The sequence below is a fragment of the Dellaglioa sp. CoH-55-MRSF-7 genome (genome assembly GCF_056782235.1).
In genome coordinates, this window is record NZ_JBXAYI010000002.1 from 95575 (window position 1) to 113567 (window position 17993).

18 protein-coding genes are annotated in these 17993 nt (G+C 31.7%); 15 read left to right on the top strand and 3 right to left on the bottom strand.

What is annotated here, in order from left to right; all coding sequences use genetic code 11:
- Window positions 1–4 precede the first annotated feature (4 nt).
- From AC1RPU_RS02265 to AC1RPU_RS02310, 10 genes are all read left to right on the top strand, one after another.
- A complete protein-coding gene (locus tag AC1RPU_RS02265; protein WP_481761347.1) occupies window positions 5–1039 on the top strand; it encodes a helix-turn-helix domain-containing protein in 1035 nt (344 codons plus the stop codon).
- Complete coding sequence (locus tag AC1RPU_RS02270) at window positions 1026–2477, top strand: RecQ family ATP-dependent DNA helicase (RefSeq protein WP_481761346.1); 1452 nt, start codon at window positions 1026–1028, stop codon at window positions 2475–2477. Before AC1RPU_RS02265 ends, AC1RPU_RS02270 begins: the two co-directional genes overlap by 14 nt.
- A 57-nt stretch (window positions 2478–2534) precedes the next feature.
- Window positions 2535–3143, top strand: a complete 609-nt coding sequence (locus AC1RPU_RS02275) for a LysM peptidoglycan-binding domain-containing protein (protein WP_481761345.1) — start codon at window positions 2535–2537, stop codon at window positions 3141–3143.
- A 54-nt stretch (window positions 3144–3197) separates the two neighbouring features.
- Window positions 3198–3863, top strand: a complete 666-nt coding sequence (gene cmk / locus AC1RPU_RS02280) for a (d)CMP kinase (RefSeq protein ID WP_481761344.1) — start codon at window positions 3198–3200, stop codon at window positions 3861–3863.
- Between the two features lie 98 nt (window positions 3864–3961).
- Window positions 3962–5206 (top strand): 30S ribosomal protein S1, encoded by a 1245-nt coding sequence (rpsA, locus tag AC1RPU_RS02285; RefSeq protein WP_481761343.1) that lies wholly within the window; start codon window positions 3962–3964, stop codon window positions 5204–5206.
- A 91-nt stretch (window positions 5207–5297) separates the two neighbouring features.
- Window positions 5298–6608, top strand: coding sequence for a ribosome biogenesis GTPase Der (der, locus tag AC1RPU_RS02290; RefSeq protein WP_409022510.1), 1311 nt, complete (start codon window positions 5298–5300; stop codon window positions 6606–6608).
- A gap of 198 nt (window positions 6609–6806) precedes the next feature.
- A complete protein-coding gene (locus tag AC1RPU_RS02295) occupies window positions 6807–7082 on the top strand; it encodes an HU family DNA-binding protein (protein ID WP_409022511.1) in 276 nt (91 codons plus the stop codon).
- Window positions 7083–7236: 154 nt separating this feature from the next.
- A complete protein-coding gene (locus tag AC1RPU_RS02300) occupies window positions 7237–8496 on the top strand; it encodes a tetratricopeptide repeat protein (protein WP_481761342.1) in 1260 nt (419 codons plus the stop codon).
- Between the two features lie 82 nt (window positions 8497–8578).
- Window positions 8579–9049 carry a GNAT family N-acetyltransferase gene (locus tag AC1RPU_RS02305; RefSeq protein WP_481761341.1) on the top strand — a complete coding sequence of 157 codons (471 nt, stop codon included), beginning with the start codon at window positions 8579–8581 and terminating at the stop codon, window positions 9047–9049.
- Window positions 9050–9183: 134 nt separating this feature from the next.
- Window positions 9184–9789 (top strand): sugar O-acetyltransferase, encoded by a 606-nt coding sequence (locus AC1RPU_RS02310; protein WP_481761340.1) that lies wholly within the window; start codon window positions 9184–9186, stop codon window positions 9787–9789.
- 96 nt (window positions 9790–9885) lie between these two features.
- Here AC1RPU_RS02310 and AC1RPU_RS02315 read toward each other — a convergent pair whose 3' ends face one another.
- Window positions 9886–10716, bottom strand: a complete 831-nt coding sequence (locus tag AC1RPU_RS02315; protein ID WP_481761339.1) for a site-specific integrase — start codon at window positions 10714–10716, stop codon at window positions 9886–9888.
- Between the two features lie 91 nt (window positions 10717–10807).
- Window positions 10808–11668, bottom strand: a complete 861-nt coding sequence (locus AC1RPU_RS02320) for a YitT family protein (RefSeq protein ID WP_481761410.1) — start codon at window positions 11666–11668, stop codon at window positions 10808–10810.
- 173 nt (window positions 11669–11841) lie between these two features.
- Between AC1RPU_RS02320 and dapB the strand changes: the two genes are divergently transcribed.
- The 5 genes from dapB (at window position 11842) to AC1RPU_RS02345 (ending at window position 17297) form a co-directional block, all read left to right on the top strand.
- Window positions 11842–12627: a 4-hydroxy-tetrahydrodipicolinate reductase gene (gene dapB / locus AC1RPU_RS02325; protein WP_409022516.1), complete on the top strand. Its 786-nt coding sequence runs from the start codon at window positions 11842–11844 to the stop codon at window positions 12625–12627.
- Window positions 12624–13838 (top strand): CCA tRNA nucleotidyltransferase, encoded by a 1215-nt coding sequence (locus tag AC1RPU_RS02330; RefSeq protein ID WP_481761338.1) that lies wholly within the window; start codon window positions 12624–12626, stop codon window positions 13836–13838. The genes dapB and AC1RPU_RS02330 overlap by 4 nt, the downstream gene beginning before the upstream one ends.
- Window positions 13839–13934: 96 nt before the next feature.
- Window positions 13935–15830, top strand: a complete 1896-nt coding sequence (locus AC1RPU_RS02335) for an ABC-F family ATP-binding cassette domain-containing protein (RefSeq protein ID WP_481761337.1) — start codon at window positions 13935–13937, stop codon at window positions 15828–15830.
- A gap of 7 nt (window positions 15831–15837) precedes the next feature.
- Window positions 15838–16785: a thymidylate synthase gene (locus AC1RPU_RS02340; RefSeq protein ID WP_481761336.1), complete on the top strand. Its 948-nt coding sequence runs from the start codon at window positions 15838–15840 to the stop codon at window positions 16783–16785.
- 23 nt (window positions 16786–16808) lie between these two features.
- The gene (locus AC1RPU_RS02345) at window positions 16809–17297 is read left to right on the top strand and encodes a dihydrofolate reductase (RefSeq protein WP_481761335.1); all 489 of its coding nucleotides are present in this window, start codon (window positions 16809–16811) and stop codon (window positions 17295–17297) included.
- 49 nt (window positions 17298–17346) lie between these two features.
- Here AC1RPU_RS02345 and trhA read toward each other — a convergent pair whose 3' ends face one another.
- Window positions 17347–17988, bottom strand: a complete 642-nt coding sequence (trhA, locus tag AC1RPU_RS02350) for a PAQR family membrane homeostasis protein TrhA (RefSeq protein ID WP_481761334.1) — start codon at window positions 17986–17988, stop codon at window positions 17347–17349.
- Between the last annotated feature and the right edge of the window lie 5 nt (window positions 17989–17993).

Genomic DNA, 17993 nt, shown 5'->3' on the forward strand with positions numbered 1-17993 from the left:
TTTTATGGTTGAAGATTATCTCTTACAAATGTTTAATGTCGAATATCGGCGACCTAATGTAATATTTAGCATTATTACAGGTCGGAATACTGTTTCCAATATATATTGGGGAATGCGTTATGATTTGCTAGATTATTTTAGTATTGATCCTCAATTTACAAATGAAATATATCAAAAAATACTTTCTAAGTTGAAACAAAATAAATTACTCACTGAATCTAATGGGCAAGTTCGGTTAACGCAAAATGGTTTAATTCGACAAAAAAAAGCGAAAAGCGATTTATATCAAATTAAGCACCCTAAATTAATAAATCAATATAAATTTAATGAATGGTCAGAAACTTGTATTTTAGCTATACAAGTTGTATCTGAACTTAGCTTTGTTAATCGTCATTATTATCCTGTCGTAACATCCGAATTAACTAAATTTAATATCAAAAAATGGATTTCTAATAATGACAAAACAATACTAACAAAACAAGTTAATTTAGAATTACGATTGTTCGTGCAAAAAATTGATACAAATTCTAGTTTAATATTTATGAACAAATTAATTGGTCATAATCTTAATGGATTGACCAATAAACAGTTAGCAAATGAGTTGAATCTATCAGAAATGGAGATTCAATTAATATACAGAGATACAATAAATTTTTTTGCTAGTTGGATTGAGGAGCAAAAACAAAGTGTGTTCAAAGAATTAGTTCAGTCAATTCTAAAAACAGGAATTATTTCTGAAAGTGCAAAGGAAACGATGAGATTAATTACTATGGGCCTATCTGTTAATGATGTGGCTAAAAGTAGAGGATTGAAGACTAGTACAATTTTTGAACATTTACTTGAATTAGCAATGATTAGTGAAAAATTTCCATTTGATACTTTTTTAACAAAAAAAATAGTTAATGATTTATCTGAAATTATGGGGAGAGATATTGATCAAGTACCTTTTAAAATAATACAAAATAAGAAACCTGATATAAATTTTTTCGATTATCGTTTGTATCAAATTTATAGGAGTAAAATAGATGTCCAAAATTAATTTAAAAGAAAAATTGATGGAATACTTTGGATTCGATTCATTTATGATAGGCCAAGAAGAAACCATAGAAACTATCTTATCTGGTCAAGACACGTTATCAGTACTACCTACAGGGACTGGGAAATCATTGTGTTATCAGTTAGCTGGCTATCTTATGAATGGTACGACAGTTATCGTTTCACCGTTGTTATCTTTAATTCAAGATCAAGTTAGTCAATTTAATTTTCGTGGTAATGGGACAGCTATTGGATTAACATCAATATTGAGTTATTCTGAAAAAAAATATGTGTTAAAAAATATACAATCTTATAAATTTGTTTATTTATCTCCTGAAATGCTAAGTCAATTTGAAGTGATAAATGCCCTTAAACAAATAGATGTATCACTATTTGTTGTAGATGAGGCACATTGTATCTCCACTTGGGGACCAGATTTTAGGCCTGATTATTTGGATTTGAATAATGCAATTGTGAAACTTGGTACACCTTGCGTTTTGGCGTTGACAGCCACAGCTGCACTAAATATTCAGAATGATATTATGACACAATTAAAAACAGAAGGTCGAGATTTTCATAAAATCATTAAATCGGTTAATAGAAGTAATATTTTTTTAAGTGTCTTAAAAGTGCATGATGAATCTGATAAAAATAAGCAATTATTAAATTTATTGAATAAAATCAAGGGTGTTGGAATCGTTTATTTCTCGAGCAAGAAAAAGGCAAATGAGGTCTCAGATTTAATAAATAATAACACTGGATTAAGGTCTGAACCGTACCATGCTGACTTGAATGATATGGCAAGGTATACGGTACAAAGACAATTTATGGAAAATCAAATAGATGTTATATGTGCAACAAGCGCTTTTGGTATGGGTATTAATAAGAAAGATATTAGATACGTTATCCATTATCATATGCCCGCTGATTTTGAAAGCTACGTACAAGAATTTGGCCGATCTGGACGAGATGGCCAGCAGAGTATCGCAATTGTTTTTTCTCAAGAAAATGATGTGTTTCTACAAAGAAACTTAATTGATTTAACCATTCCAGATGATGATTTTATTAGGATGTATTTTAAAAAACATAAGGAATTAGTTGGTCTTGGAGAAGAAAAAGGTAAACTGTTAGATTATTACTATGAGAAACAAAGCTCAGTTGAAGAGGTGCAGTTCCTTTTTAGACAAAGGAAAATTGAAAAAGAAACTGGATTACAAAATATGATAATGTTTGTTAATTCAAGTAATTGTCGAAAGCAACAAATTTTAAACCATTTTGGAGAATCGAAATTAATAGAACATGATGAATTCTGTTGCTCAGCGTTATTTAATGTGGATGTACTTCAAAAGATTGGATTAGAAAAAAAGATAATCAAAAATGATGACAAGCAGTTAATTCAATCAACAGATAATATTATTTCAAGATTGTTTAAATTATCTTGAGAATAATTTGGATTATTATGGTAAAATAATGATAATTGTTTTTAGGAGGATTGAAAAATGAGTGATAAAAAAGATAATTCAGAAAAAAAGCCTTGGGAAAAATCATTCGAAGACGATAGAGACGATAATGGAAATTATTCTCGATCAGCGAATAGACGTAAAAGTAAAAATAGTTCATTATTAACTACGGGGTTATTAGTTGTTTTTGTAGCTATTATTATTGGAACGATTGCTTTTTATATTGTTGAAAGTAACAAAGTATACCAACCAGAAGATAGAACCACAAGCGAGAGTTCAGTAAGTAAAAAAATAGTTACCAAAACTGATGATTCTGATAGTTCTAGCTCAAGTGCTAAGAAAAGCTCTGAATCAAAAGAAAAAGCTAGTTCTGAATCGAAAGAAAAAGCATCAAAAGAAAAAGCTAGCTCTGAATCAAAAGAGAAAGCTAGTTCTAGCACTAATTCAAGCTCTAGCTCAGCGTCTAGTGAATCAACCAGCTCTGATAGTTCATCAAGTGCATCTTCAAAGTCATATGTAACTGTCGAAGCAGGACAAGGCATATATCGTGTTGCAGCAAACAATGGGTTAACTACAGAACAACTTCTACAAATGAATCCAGGGTTGACTACTTCTATTAGTGCAGGACAAAAAATAAGAGTTAAATAATATACATATGGGATTGATATCTAATCAATCCCATTTTTATGGAGGAATTACTTGATGAAAAATAATATCCAAATTGCAATTGACGGACCGGCATCCGCAGGAAAAAGCACTGTCGCTAAATTAGTTGCTAAAAAATTAAATTATGTTTATTGCGACACTGGGGCAATGTATCGAGCAATTACTTTTGAAGCAATGGCAAAGAATGTTGCGCTGGATAATGATGATAAGTTAGTTAGTCTATTAAAAGATACAATAATTTCTTTTAAACCAGCAAATCCAGAACAATTAGTCTATATAAACAATATAGACATAACACAAGCAATTAGGCAACCTGAGGTAACTAATAATGTTTCAACGGTTGCTGCTCAAGAAGGTGTACGCAAGGAATTAGTTAAAAGACAACAAGAAATTGCCGAAGATGGATCAATTGTTATGGATGGTCGTGATATCGGAACGACAGTATTACCAAATGCTGAAGTTAAAATATTCTTAGTTGCGAGTGTTAAAGAACGTGCTCTTCGCCGATTTAAGGAAAATCAAATTAAGGGTATTAATACAACACTTGATGTTTTAGAGTTTGAAATTGCCGAACGAGATCGAAAAGATTCTACACGTGAAATTTCTCCGCTTATTCAGGCAAAAGATGCTATACTTGTAGATACGACTTCAATGAATATTGATGGGGTCGTACAGAAAATTATGGATATAATTAACAAATAATAAAATAAAATGTGAAAAATGAGTATTAGCACTAGTAATTACTCTTCATTTCAGCTAAAATAATAAATAGAGTTTATTCGCTAAGGAGGACATTGTCCATGAGTAATATTGAAGAAAATAATGATTTACTAGAAGCATTAAATAGTGTAAGTGAAGTTAAGGTTGGTTCTGTTATAAAAGGTGAAGTTTTAGCTATCGATGATGCTAAACAAGTCATTGTTGGTATTGAAGGCGCCGGTGTTGAAGGTGTTGTACCAGCTAAAGAACTAGCACTTAAAGCTGGTGAAGAAACAGAAGACGTTGTCAAAATTGGTGACGTTATGGATTTAGTTGTTATTTCAAGTATCGGTGGCGATAAAGAAGGTGGTAGTTACTTACTATCACAAAGAAGAATTGCTGAACGTGAAGTTTGGAATGACTTACAAAAATTAGCTGATGATGATGCTACAATCGAAGCTACAGTAACACAAGTTGTTAAAGGTGGATTAGTTGCTGATGCTGGTGTGCGTGGATTCGTACCCGCTTCAATGATTGATGATCGTTTTGTTGAAGATTTATCAAAATATAACCATCAAACATTAGATTTCAAAATTATTGAAATTGACCCAACTGAAAATAGATTAATCTTATCACATAAAGCAATTGTTAAAGCTCAAAGAGATGCTCAAAAAGTAGAAACTCTTAAAACTTTAACAGTTGGTGAAGTTGTAACAGGAACAGTTGCCCGTTTAACTAACTTCGGTGCATTTGTTGATCTTGGTGGTATTGATGGACTTGTTCATATTTCAGAAATTTCTTACAACCGTATTTCTAAGGCAGAAGATGTCTTATCAGTTGGTGAAGAAGTTAAAGTTAAAGTATTGGCAATCGATTTAGATAAGAATCGTATTTCATTATCAATCAAACAAACATTACCTCAACCATGGGATAATGTTGAAAATGATATCCATGTAGATGACGTCTTAGATGGTACTGTTAAACGTTTAACGACATTTGGTGCATTTGTTGAAGTTATGCCTGGAATTGAAGGATTAGTTCATATTTCACAAATTTCTTACACACATATTGCTACACCAGGCGAAGTTTTAAAAACTGGCCAAGCTGTTCAAGTTAAAGTACTTGAAGTACATCCAGCAGAACATCGTTTAGCTTTATCAATTAAAGCTCTCGAAGAAAAACCAGCAACAGAAGAAAAACCTGAAAAGAAAAAAACAGTTAAAAAAGCTGCACCAAAAGCTAAAGCTCCTAAATCAACAATGAGTGGTATGCCAGAAGAAAGTACTGGTTTCACACTTGGTGATATTTTAGGTAAAGCATTAGAAGATGCAGATACTAACAAATAATTAAAATATTATTTTTAAGTAACGACTGAACTGTAGTTCAGTCGTTTTTATTATTTATTACAAAAGATATTTAGAGAGTGAGGTACTATCTATGGCAAATCCTGTTGTAGCAATTGTTGGACGTCCTAATGTTGGAAAGTCCACAGTTTTTAATAGAATAGCCGGGGAAAGAATTTCAATTGTTGAGGATACTCCTGGTGTTACACGAGATCGTATTTATGCTCATAGTGAGTGGTTAGCGCAAAAATTTAGCTTGATTGATACTGGTGGTATCGATATCGGTGATGAACCCTTTTTGACGCAAATCACTGAACAAGCACAAATCGCAATCGATGAAGCTGATGTTATTGTTTTTCTTGTAAGTGTAAAAGAAGGCGTAACGGATGCTGATGAGAAAGTGGCTAAAATTTTATATCGTTCTGATAAGCCAGTTATTTTAGCGGTTAATAAAGTTGATAATCCCGAGTCTAGACAAGATATTTTTGATTTCTATTCATTAGGATTTGGAGAACCATTTCCAGTTTCTGGTAGTCATGGCCTTGGGGTTGGTGACTTATTGGATGAGATTACAAAGAAATTCCCTGAAAATATTCCTGATGAAGATGACAGTCGAATTAAGTTTAGTTTGATTGGTCGTCCTAACGTGGGTAAGTCTTCATTGGTGAATGCAATCCTGGGTGAAAATCGTGTTATTGTTTCACCTATTGAAGGGACTACACGTGATGCAATTGATACAGCTTTTGATACTGAAGAGGGCGATATGTTCTCAATGATTGATACAGCTGGTATTAGAAAACGCGGAAAAGTATATGAAAATACTGAAAAGTATTCTGTACTACGTGCCATGCGTGCTATTGATCGTTCAGATGTTGTTTTAGTTGTGTTAAATGCTGAAGAAGGTATTCGGGAACAAGATAAGAGAGTTGCAGGGTATGCCCATGAAGCAGGACGTGGTATCATTATCGTCGTAAATAAATGGGATACTCTTGAAAAAGATAATCATTCATTATCTGATTTTGAGGCTAATATACGTCAAGAATTTGCATATCTTAGTTATGCTCCTATTATTTTTGTGTCTGCAATTACACAGCAACGATTATCTAAGATACCCGAATTAATTAAACGCGTAAATGAAAATCATAGTCGTCGTATTACATCTTCAGTATTAAATGATGTCATTATGGATGCAGTAGCCCATAATCCAACGCCAACTGATAATGGAAAACGTTTAAGAATTTACTATGCAACACAAGTAGCAATACAACCACCTACATTCGTTGTATTTGTTAATGATACTGATTTGATGCATTTTTCATATGAACGTTTCTTAGAAAATCAAATTAGAACATCGTTTGATTTTGAAGGAACACCAATTCATGTTATTGAAAGAAGAAGAAAATAATTCAAATTGATAAAACGCTACCATGCCATCTTTTTTTCTGCTAAAGTAGTTAAATACCTTGATGTAATACGTTTTGTATGGTATCTTAAATAAAGAATTAGTAGAGTAATCTCTGGTTCTATTATTATTATTTATTTTAAATAATAATGGCTGAATATTTTTAAATATTCGGACACATTTTAGGGGAGGTGAAACATTATGGCAAACAAAGCACAATTAATCGAAAATGTTGCAAAAGAAACAGGATTGACAAAAAAAGATGCTACTGTCGCAGTTGATGCTGTATTTGGTTCAATCCAAAGCACATTAGCTACAGGTGAAAAAGTTCAATTAATCGGTTTCGGTAACTTTGAAGTACGTGAACGCGCTGCTCGTAAAGGTCGTAACCCACAAACTGGTGAAGAAATTCAAATCCCTGCAAGTAAAGTACCTGCATTTAAACCAGGTAAAGCTTTAAAGGATTCTGTTAAATAATACTTAGAAAAAGCTAGTACAATTCATTTTGTACTAGCTTTTTCAATCTATAATTTATTTTATAGACAATAGTTATGTACGAGATTACTAGCTATTGTGTGTATGATAGATTAAACTAAACCATATTAATTTAATAATGAAGGGAAGTTATTTAATGACGCATTCAGAAATTATGCTAGACTACTTGGACGAAGGACAAATTGATGAGGCAATGAAAGAATTTGCCAGAGCATTAAGAAAAGACAATGATGCAACATTATTTAGTTTAGCAGAAGAGTTATATAGCTTAGGTTTTTTAGCTCAATCTAAACGTACTTATGAAAGATTATTAGAAAAATATCCAGAAGAAGATACTTTAAAAACATTCCTGGCAGATATTGCAATTAGTGAAGGAAAATCTGATGAAGCACTTAACTATTTGTCAGAAATTGAAGAAGATTCAGAAGCTTATCTTCAGTCTCTTATGGTTGCTGCCGATTTATATCAGACACAAGGTATGTTTGAAGTTAGTGAAAATAAATTATTAACTGCATATAAGTTGGCTCCTGAAGAAGAAGTTATCCAATTTGCTTTAGGCGAACTATATTTTAATACAAAACAATTTAGTCAGGCAATCGGATTTTATCTTGAATTAATTAAATCAGGACAGACTGAACTGTCACAGGTTAACTTAGTACAAAGATTAGGTGTTAGTTACGCAAACAGTGGGCAGTTTGAAAAAGCAATGGCATATTTAGAACAAATTCATTTAGAAAATATGGACTCTGATACTAAGTTACAGATGGGTTTAACCTATCTACAATTAAATGATCAACAAAAAGCAATTGATATTCTTTATGATTTGAAGGAAGAAGATCCTTCGTATACATCCTTATATCCAATTCTTGGTCAAGCACTTTCAGATGAGAATAGATTGAATGATGCTTTACTTGTCTATCAAGAAGGGTTAGCGGTTGACGAGGTAAATGATACATTGTATGAACAGGCAGCGACTGTTGCCTTAAAATTGGACGATGAGAAGCAAGCTGAAAAGTATTTAAATAAAGCAATTGATATTAATCCAGATAATACTGGCATATTATTACAATTAAGTAATTTATTAGTTAAGCAAGAACGTGATGATGAAGATATTAAATTACTAGAAGATATCAAGAGCGACGGAGATGTAGATCCTCAAATATTTTGGAATTTAGCTATTTCATATGAAAGACTTGAAGATTATGATAAAGCTGAAGAAAATTATTTAGAAGCATACCCTTATTTTACTAATCAAGTTGACTTTTTAAGATCTGTTATATTTATTTTTAGAGAGAACGGACGACAAGAGGAGTTAAAGGACGCAATTAAACATTACTTAGCTTTAGTACCTGATGATCAAGAAATTATTGATATTCAAAATGATATAAATTATTAAAATAAAACGTTTATATCATTCTTTTGGTATAAGCGTTTTTTGTTAGCAATTTGTAAGATTTGCTTAAAGAAGGGGAAGTAAAATGATTACAAATCAGATAGTGATACCAAAATTAGAAGATAGTACTGAAATATTTAATTTAATTAGTCGTAATCGTCTTGAATTAAGTGAGTGGCTTCCATGGGTTAATGCTATGAAATCGATTAATGATGAAATAATTTTTTTAAGAGACTCTTTTAAGGATGAAACTAAATTAATTTTCGCTATAAAAATTAATAAGAATATCGTTGGCATGATTGATTTACATGGAATAGATTTACATATGGGAACTGCTGAGGTTGGTTATTGGTTAGACAAGTCGTATGTAGGACGCGGAATAATGTCAAAGGCCTTAACAGAACTTGAGAAACTAGCTATAAAGGAATATAAGTTAAAAAAATTAAAAATAATACTAGATTTGAATAATATAAAAAGTTTGAAAGTAGCTAAGACTAATAATTATCACTTTATAGAACAAAATGACCAAAATTTAATTTTTGAAAAGAGATTATAGAATTTATGATGGTATATTTATAAATGATATTATTATTTTTTGCTTTTTAATTGCTATTAAGGATATAATTTTAGATAGGTAATGTTGTTTAAATGGCGATTAATTATCTAAAATTATATATCGGGGGTAGGGACATGAAAGATTTAAACGAAAAAGAAATTGAACGATTGAGTAAAAAAAGTATTACTGAGAAAATTATAGATGGCGATTGGTACCAATATTCTAAAGAAGAATGGGCTCAAAAAACTGTTAAAACAAGTGCACAAACTATTTATAAAATAAATAAATTGGCGGCTCATGATACGAATGATGCAGATAAAATGCTTAAAGAATTTTTACCTAATATGGAAAAATCTGCTGAAATATATTTTCCAATTTCAACTATAGAATGGCCGGAAATGTTAAAAATAGGGTCAGGCACATTTATTAATTCTAATTTACAGATTTTAAGTGCAGGACAAATAACAATTGGAGAACACTGTTTCATTGGGCCTAATTGTCAGTTATATACACCTAATCATCATTCTATGGACAAAAATTTACGTCGTGAAGGATGGCAATATGATGCACCAATTACAATTGGTGATGATTGTTGGTTTGGTGGATCAGTGATTGTTTTACCTGGTGTCACGATTGGAAATAATGTCGTCGTTGGTGCTGGTAGTGTGGTAACAAAAGATGTACCTGATAATGTTTTAATCGCAGGTAATCCAGCACGAATTATTAAGACTATTGGTTAGATAAAGTTATGGCGAAAAGTAGCATAATTTAAAAATATTTGGGCAACAAAAAGGAGCTAGAATTTTTCTAGCTCCTTTTTGTTGCTCTTTTAAGGTTTATATGATTAATTTTTGTTCAATAATTAAATGACGGTAGTATAAAAGTGAATTTGGATCAATTCTTAACGTCATCATAATTTCTGAATCTGTCATCGTATTGTTAGTGAGAATAGAAAAACAAATAGCTGACTGGTACAGCAGACGTGGTGAAACATTTGGCGCAATAAATTGTAAATCTTTCTTTAAAAATTTATGTAGACCAGGTAAAGATAATAAAGGTGCTTCAACATTTTTACGCAGTTTTAAAAAGCAATCGTTGGAGTTTTGTAAAATTTGTAGTTGTTTAATATAGGTATTGAATTGCTTCAAAAATAATTCCTCTGTTTCCGTAAATGTTAATTGTTTAAAGCTAACGAAAAAACCAGGTTGTAAGATTTCTGAAATTTTAAAGAAATGCCGTGTCATTAATAAAACAAGTCGAGAATAGTAGCTAATTTCTGAATTTAAAAGATAAGAGTCGAAGTCTATTAACCAATTGAAGGTTATAACAGAATTTGCGATATTTTTTTTCCCTTTTAACATTAATGTTGGAATATGAGTATTTATCTGATGGGTAAATAAATATTTAAAATAACCATTCAGATGCGATAAAACCTTAGTATATGTTGAATTTTTAATATTTCTTTTATCTTGAAGCATAGTTAAATATTGACGAACGTCTGATTCTAAGATAGTTTCAACCATTATTGAATTAGAGAATGCATCATTAAAATTTAGAAGATAGTTAAAAAAATCATGAATATCGTAGTTATATTCTAAAATTGTTGATGGGGACAAAGAGTTGGATTCTAATGATAAATTAAAAGCTTTTTGATAGGGATAATTCATTTAATTGCCTCCTTTAGTAATAAACAATAAGTTACTTTAACTATATCACACTAATAAAGCGCACTGCAAAAATCGCAGTGCGCAAGACCAATCATTTATTAAAGATATTAGTGATATTAGTGATTTTATTCTTTTTTTGTCGATTAAAACTAAACCCTTGTCCCAGTACTTCATTAACACTACTAATTGAAACAAAAGCATTTGAATCCTGGTTTTGTAATATTTCCTTCAACTGATGAAGTTCATTACGGTTGATAACAACATAAATCATTTTTTTATTTTGGCGAGAATAAGATCCCTCACCATTGATGTAACTAACACCTCTGCCTAATTTATCCCAAATTTCATTAGTTATAATTTGATATTGGTCACTAATTATTAAGATGCCAAGTCCAGAATAACTACCTTCAAGAGTGAAGTTAACAATTTTTGAGAAAACATATGAGCTTAGTAGGGTATACATCATATGCCTTAAATCTAAGTAGCTAAGTGATATGACCAAAACAGCAATATCAAGGGCAAGAATTGTCTTACCCATTTGAATACCACGTGTTTTTTCAAAAATTCGAGCCACTACATCAGTTCCACCAGTAGTACCACCAAAACGATATACTAAGCCTGACCCAAGGCCACCAAAAGCACCAGCAAGGATACCTGCTAAAAACAAATCATCATTTACATTAATTTGAATCGGAACACGTTGCCAAATCCATAAGAAAAGAGATAACATTATTGTTCCATATATAGTATAGACTAATGATCGTTTACCTAAAAAACGGTAACCAATAAGGATTAATGGAACATTAATTGCAATTGTTGAATACGCAGGATCAATATGAAACCAATAACGTAAAATTAAAGTAACTCCGGTTATACCACCTTCAGCAAGATGGTTTGTTATATTAACGGTTGCTAATCCAAATGCATAAAAACAACAACCTAACGCAATCATTACTAAATCGATTATTTTAATTCGTTCATTTTTTAAGATTAGTTCTACCCCCTGAAATAAATTCAATATAAATATCATACCATATTATCGATGAATGTCTGCTGACTATCATTTTAAATCTAGTATAAATCTGTTAAACTAGATTGTATTAATTAAAGATGAGGAGGATTACTATGATTAAAGTTTTGGTTGCTGGATTTAAAGGACGAATGGGTGCCACTACAACAAATATGATCTTAGAAAATCCATTATTTGAATTAGTTGGAGTCTATAGTACTACAGCTACAGAAAAAAATATAAATGAAATTACTGACTATAAGACAGAGAATGTCCCAATATTCAATAAGCTAGATGAAATAAACGTAGTTTCCGATGTTTGGATTGATTTTACTGTCCCAAGTGTTGTTTTCGAAAATACTAAATTTGCTATTTCGAAACATATGTCACCAGTTATTGGGACTACGGGTTTATCGGAAAATAATATAGCTGAACTTAAACAATTATGTAAAACAGAAAAATTAGGTGGATTGATTGCTCCTAATTTTGGTATTTCAGCTGTTTTATTAATGCAATTTGCGCAACAAGCTGCTAAGTATTTACCTGACGTTGAAATTATTGAAATGCATCATGATAATAAATTGGATGCTCCAAGTGGTACAGCCTTAAATACCGCAAAATTAATTGCTGAAGTTCGTAAACCTAAAATTCAAGGCAACCCTGATGAAAGAGAAACATTACCAGGTGCGAGAGGTGCAGCCTTTGAAGGCATGAGAATTCATAGTGTCCGTTTACCAGGCTATGTTGCTCATGAACAAGTCTTATTTGGTGGCGAGGGTGAAGCATTAACTATTCGTCAGGACTCATTTGACCGTATTTCATTCATGTCTGGTGTTGCATTAGCTACTGAAAAAATTGGACAATATAAAGAATTACTAGTTGGATTGGAAAATATATTATGATAGTTTCCAATCTTGCGGATGATTTCATTAATGCTGAACCAGTGATTAAAGCCATTGAAAATGCTGGTTTTGAAGCATATTTTGTCGGAGGAAGTGTTAGGGATACTATCTTAGGATTACCAATCCATGATATTGATATTGCCACTAGTGCATACCCTGAGGAAATTAAGGAAATTTTTAATAAGACGGTAGATACAGGTATTCAACATGGGACTGTTATGGTTTTAGATCATGGAGAAGGTTATGAAATCACCACATTTCGAACAGAATCAACTTATCAAGATTTTAGACGTCCAGATCATGTTGAATTTGTACGCTCTTTAGAAGAAGATTTAAAACGTCGTGATTTTACAATCAATGCCTTAGCAATGACACATGATGGACGGATTATTGATTTGTTCAACGGACTACAAGATTTAGAAAATCACATCATTAGAGCTGTTGGCACTGCTGATGAACGTTTTAATGAAGATGCTTTACGAATGATGAGGGCAATTAGATTTGCAAGCCAATTAGATTTCACAATCGAAATGGAAACGAAGAAAGCATTAAATAAACATGCACCACTATTGAAAAAGATTGCTATTGAACGGATTCATATTGAATTTATTAAATTACTGTTGGGAAAAAATCCTCAAATTGGACTTCGACATTTTGTTGAATCAGATTTAGTAAAATATTGTCCCGAATTTAATAATTATTTATCGGAACTAACTGATATGTCAAAAATGCAATCAATTAAACTTACATCAGAAGTAGCTGCTTGGTCGTTAATTATTCATGTTCTAAAGATAACAGAAACTAATATTAATCATTTTCTAATCTCATGGAAAAGTTCAAATGAGTTAATTACACACGTTCAAATAGTTATCAAAGCACTTAACGGTATTATTCATGATTCCGTTAATCGAGAACTGATGTATGAAACTGGATTAGAATTATTATTAATTGCAAATGAAGTTGCAGCAATATTTAATAGTAATTTAGATGCAGAAATGCTGACAGTTGCTTATACTGCACTTCCAATTAAGTCTAAAAAAGACATGGCAATTAATGGACGACAGTTAATAAAAGATGTTGGTATTCAACCAGGTGAAAAATTAGGCCAAATTTTATCCATATTGGAAAATCGTATTTTACTAGAAGAAGTCCCAAACGAATCAACTCAATTATTAAAAGTGGCTAAGCAACTAATGTTAAAATTAGCGTAAAAAAAGAGATTAAATATCATTTAATCTCTTTTTTTACAAAACATGCTTAGTAATACAAATTATAAAAGAGAATCAATTAGATAAGAGAGTGATTACATGCAAACACTGAGGGTAGAACATTTAAAGAAAACATACGGCGAAAAAACATTATTTGATGATTTAAATTTTATTGTTAATGAAAAAGATAGAATCGGATTGATTGGAACTAACGGTTCAGGGAAAACAACGTTATTAAATGCATTAACAGACCTTGACCCAGCTGATTCAGGAGATTTAATTAAACCAAATAACTATCGTATGAGTTATTTAAAACAAATACCAGAATTAAATGATGATATGACAATTATGGAAGCCGCTTTTGAAGGAGCTTCACCTATTTTTGAAACAATTCGTCATTATGAAGCTGTTTTAACAGCCTATAGTGAACATCCTGAAGATGAAAAATTACAGCAACGTTACTCAGATGCGGAAGATCGTATGAATCGTGAAGATGCATGGAATGCCGATAATGACGTTAAAACAATTCTAACGCAATTACAAATAACGGATTTAACACAAAAAGTCTCAACCTTATCTGGTGGACAGAAAAAAAGAGTTGGCTTGGCTCAAGTACTCATACAAGCTCCTGACTTATTAATTCTTGATGAACCAACAAACCATTTGGACTTTAGTTCTATTGAATGGCTAGAAAGTTACCTTAAAACGTACAAAGGAGCTTTAATTGTTGTTACTCATGATCGGTATTTTTTAGATCAAATTGCCAACCAGATTTTAGAACTATCATTTGGTAAATTACACTCGTATGAAGGTAACTATCAAGATTTCGTTGCTCAAAAGGCTGAAAGAGTTGCCCAGGAAGTTACCGCTGAGCATAAAGAACAACAGCTATATAAAAAGGAACTAGCTTGGATGCGTACTGGAGCAAAAGCTAGATCAACAAAACAACAAGCACGAATTAACCGTTTTAACGATTTAAAAGAAAATATGAATTCATTACAAATTGATCAAGATGTTTCAATTGGACTAGGCCAACAGCGGCTTGGTAAAAAGGTTATTGAGCTAAAAGAAGCTAGTTTAGTCTTAGAAAATCATAAAATTATTGATCATTTTAGTGAGTTGATTCAGGCGAGCGATAGAATCGGGATTACCGGTAAAAATGGTGCTGGTAAATCTAGTTTACTAAATGCAATTGCTGGAAAATTACCACTTAACTCTGGCGAATTACTAATGGGCGAAACGGTTAAATTAGGTTATTACCAGCAACAAACTGAACCCATACCTGGCGATAAACGAATGATTAACTATCTAAATGAAATTGGTGAAAATATCGAAAATAAACATGGCGAACGAATAAGTACAACACAACTTTTAGAGCAGTTTCTTTTTCCAAGATCGATGCATGGGACATTAATTAGACAGCTATCCGGTGGTGAAAAAAGAAGACTCTATCTCTTGAAATTACTTATGCAACAACCAAATGTCTTATTACTAGATGAACCTACAAATGATTTAGATATTGGAACATTAACAGTACTTGAAGACTATTTAGAATCTTTTAATGGCGCAGTTATAACTGTCTCACATGATAGATATTTTTTAGATAAAGTTGCAGATCAATTACTTATTTTTGAAGGCGATGCTAAAATTAATCGTTATACTGGATTATTTACATCGTACCTTGCTAAAGAATCACTGGATGATGCCGTATCAATATCAAAAAAAGAAAAAATTATCGAACACGACACCATTTCTGACGATAAATTAAAAGTTAAATTAACTTATGCTGAACAAAAAGAATTTGAAACAATTGAACAGACAATTGATAATTTAGAAGCTAAGAAAGAAAAAGCTGAAAGTGATATGTCGAATATCAATGGCAATGATTTTGTAGCATTAAGTGAACTACAAGTGTCAATTGATAATTTAGATGATGAAATTGAAGAAAAGATGAATCGTTGGGACTATTTAGGTAAATATGCAGAAAAGGGGTAATTTTCGTATGGAAGAAACATATTTGCAACTTGAACGTGATATTTTAATGAACGGAAATGATAAATCTGATCGTACAAAAACGGGAACTAAAAGTCTTTTTGGCTATCAAATGAGGTTTGACTTAAGTCAAGGATTCCCACTACTAACAACTAAAAAAGTACCATTTGGTTTAATTAAGAGTGAGTTACTGTGGTTCTTAAAAGGTGATACTAATATCCAATATTTATTGAAACATAAGAATCATATTTGGGACGAATGGGCTTTTAAAAATTACATTGAAAGTTCTCAGTATATGGGTCCAGATATGACTGATTTTGGACATCGATCACTTTTAGAGACTGATTTTAAAAAAGAATATGAAGTACAGAAAAACCTTTTTTGCGATAAAATTATTGAAGACGATGAATTTGCAAAAAAGTTTGGTGAATTAGGTGACGTTTATGGTAGTCAGTGGCGTAATTGGAAAACTAGACAAGGTGATACGATTGACCAAATTAAAGATGTTATTGAAGCAATCAAAAAAACACCTGATTCTAGAAGATTAATTGTGTCCGCTTGGAACCCAGAAGATGTACCAAATGTGGCATTACCACCTTGCCATACGTTATTTCAATTTTATGTGGCTGATGGTAAATTAAGTTGTCAATTATATCAAAGAAGTGGCGATGTCTTTTTAGGTGTACCATTTAATATTGCAAGTTATGCGTTATTAACTCATCTAATTGCTAAAGAGGTTGGACTTGAAGTTGGTGAATTCATTCACACATTAGGCGATGCCCATATTTACAATAATCATATAGAACAAGTGAAGGAACAACTTTCTCGTGAAGTGCAACCCATGCCAAAATTATGGTTAAATCCTGATAAAAATAGTATTTTTGAATACGATATGACGGATATTAAAATAGAAGACTATAATCCTGCACCACCTATTAAAGCGCCTGTTGCAGTTTAATATTTACTTAAGGAGAGTCAATAATGATTAATTTTATTTGGGCTGAAGACAGTGAACATCATATTGGATATAAGGGTAAGCTACCTTGGTACTTACCAAATGATTTAAAATTTTTTAAGAAAACAACGCTTAATAAGGTCGTTGTTATGGGCAGAAATACATTTGAAAGTTTTCCGGGACTATTACCAAATCGAATTAATATTGTTCTTTCAAGTAAAAACGATTTAGTTGAAACAGATACTCTAAAGATTGTTCATTCAATACCAGAGTTGAATGATTTATTAGAAACATATTCTGAAGATATTTTTGTTATTGGTGGCGCAACATTATTTTCTGAAATGTATGTAAAAGTTAATAGATTGTATCAAACAAAAATTAACGCTACGTTTGATGGTGATGTGATGATGATTCCTATTGATTATACTCATTGGAAATTAATTGAAACGATTCCGGGAATGATTGACAAAAAAAATGTATATGATCATGAATTTAGAATTTATGATAAAAAATAATTAAAAAGCGAAGACATATCCAATACGGATGTGTCTTCGCTTTTTAACTTTAAGTATATAATAAAATAGAAAAAAACATTAATCCTGTACCTAACATCACAAATAAATGCCAAACGACATGTAAGTACTTAACACCGTTTATACTATAAATTCCAGCGCCGATTGTGAACGCAATGCCACCAGAAACAAGTAGCCAGAACCCAATTGTACCGAGGCTATTATAAAGTGGCATCATTGCGCTCAAACAAAGCCAGCCCATAATTAGATAAATGATGGTTGAAATTGTTTTAAAATGACCCAACCAAATTGATTTATAAATAATTCCTAAAACGGTCATCATCCAGATGATTCCGAATAGTGTCCAACCTAATGCCCCACCAACAGAGAGAAGACAATAAGGCGTATAAGTACCTGCTATCAGAATATAGATACTACTATGATCGAAGATTTGAAAAACAGTTCTTGCTCGTGTAAATATTAAACTATGAAATAGGGTAGAAGTTAAGTACAGCAGTACCAAAGATGAACCATATATAGCATACGAGGTAATTTCTAATGCACTACCATTATGAGCACCTTTAATAAGTAAAAAAATCAATCCCGCTATACTTAACCCAAGACCAATACCATGAGTTACCGCGTTTAATACCTCATTTAAGATGAGATACCTTCTACTGTAATTATGTTCCAAAAAAA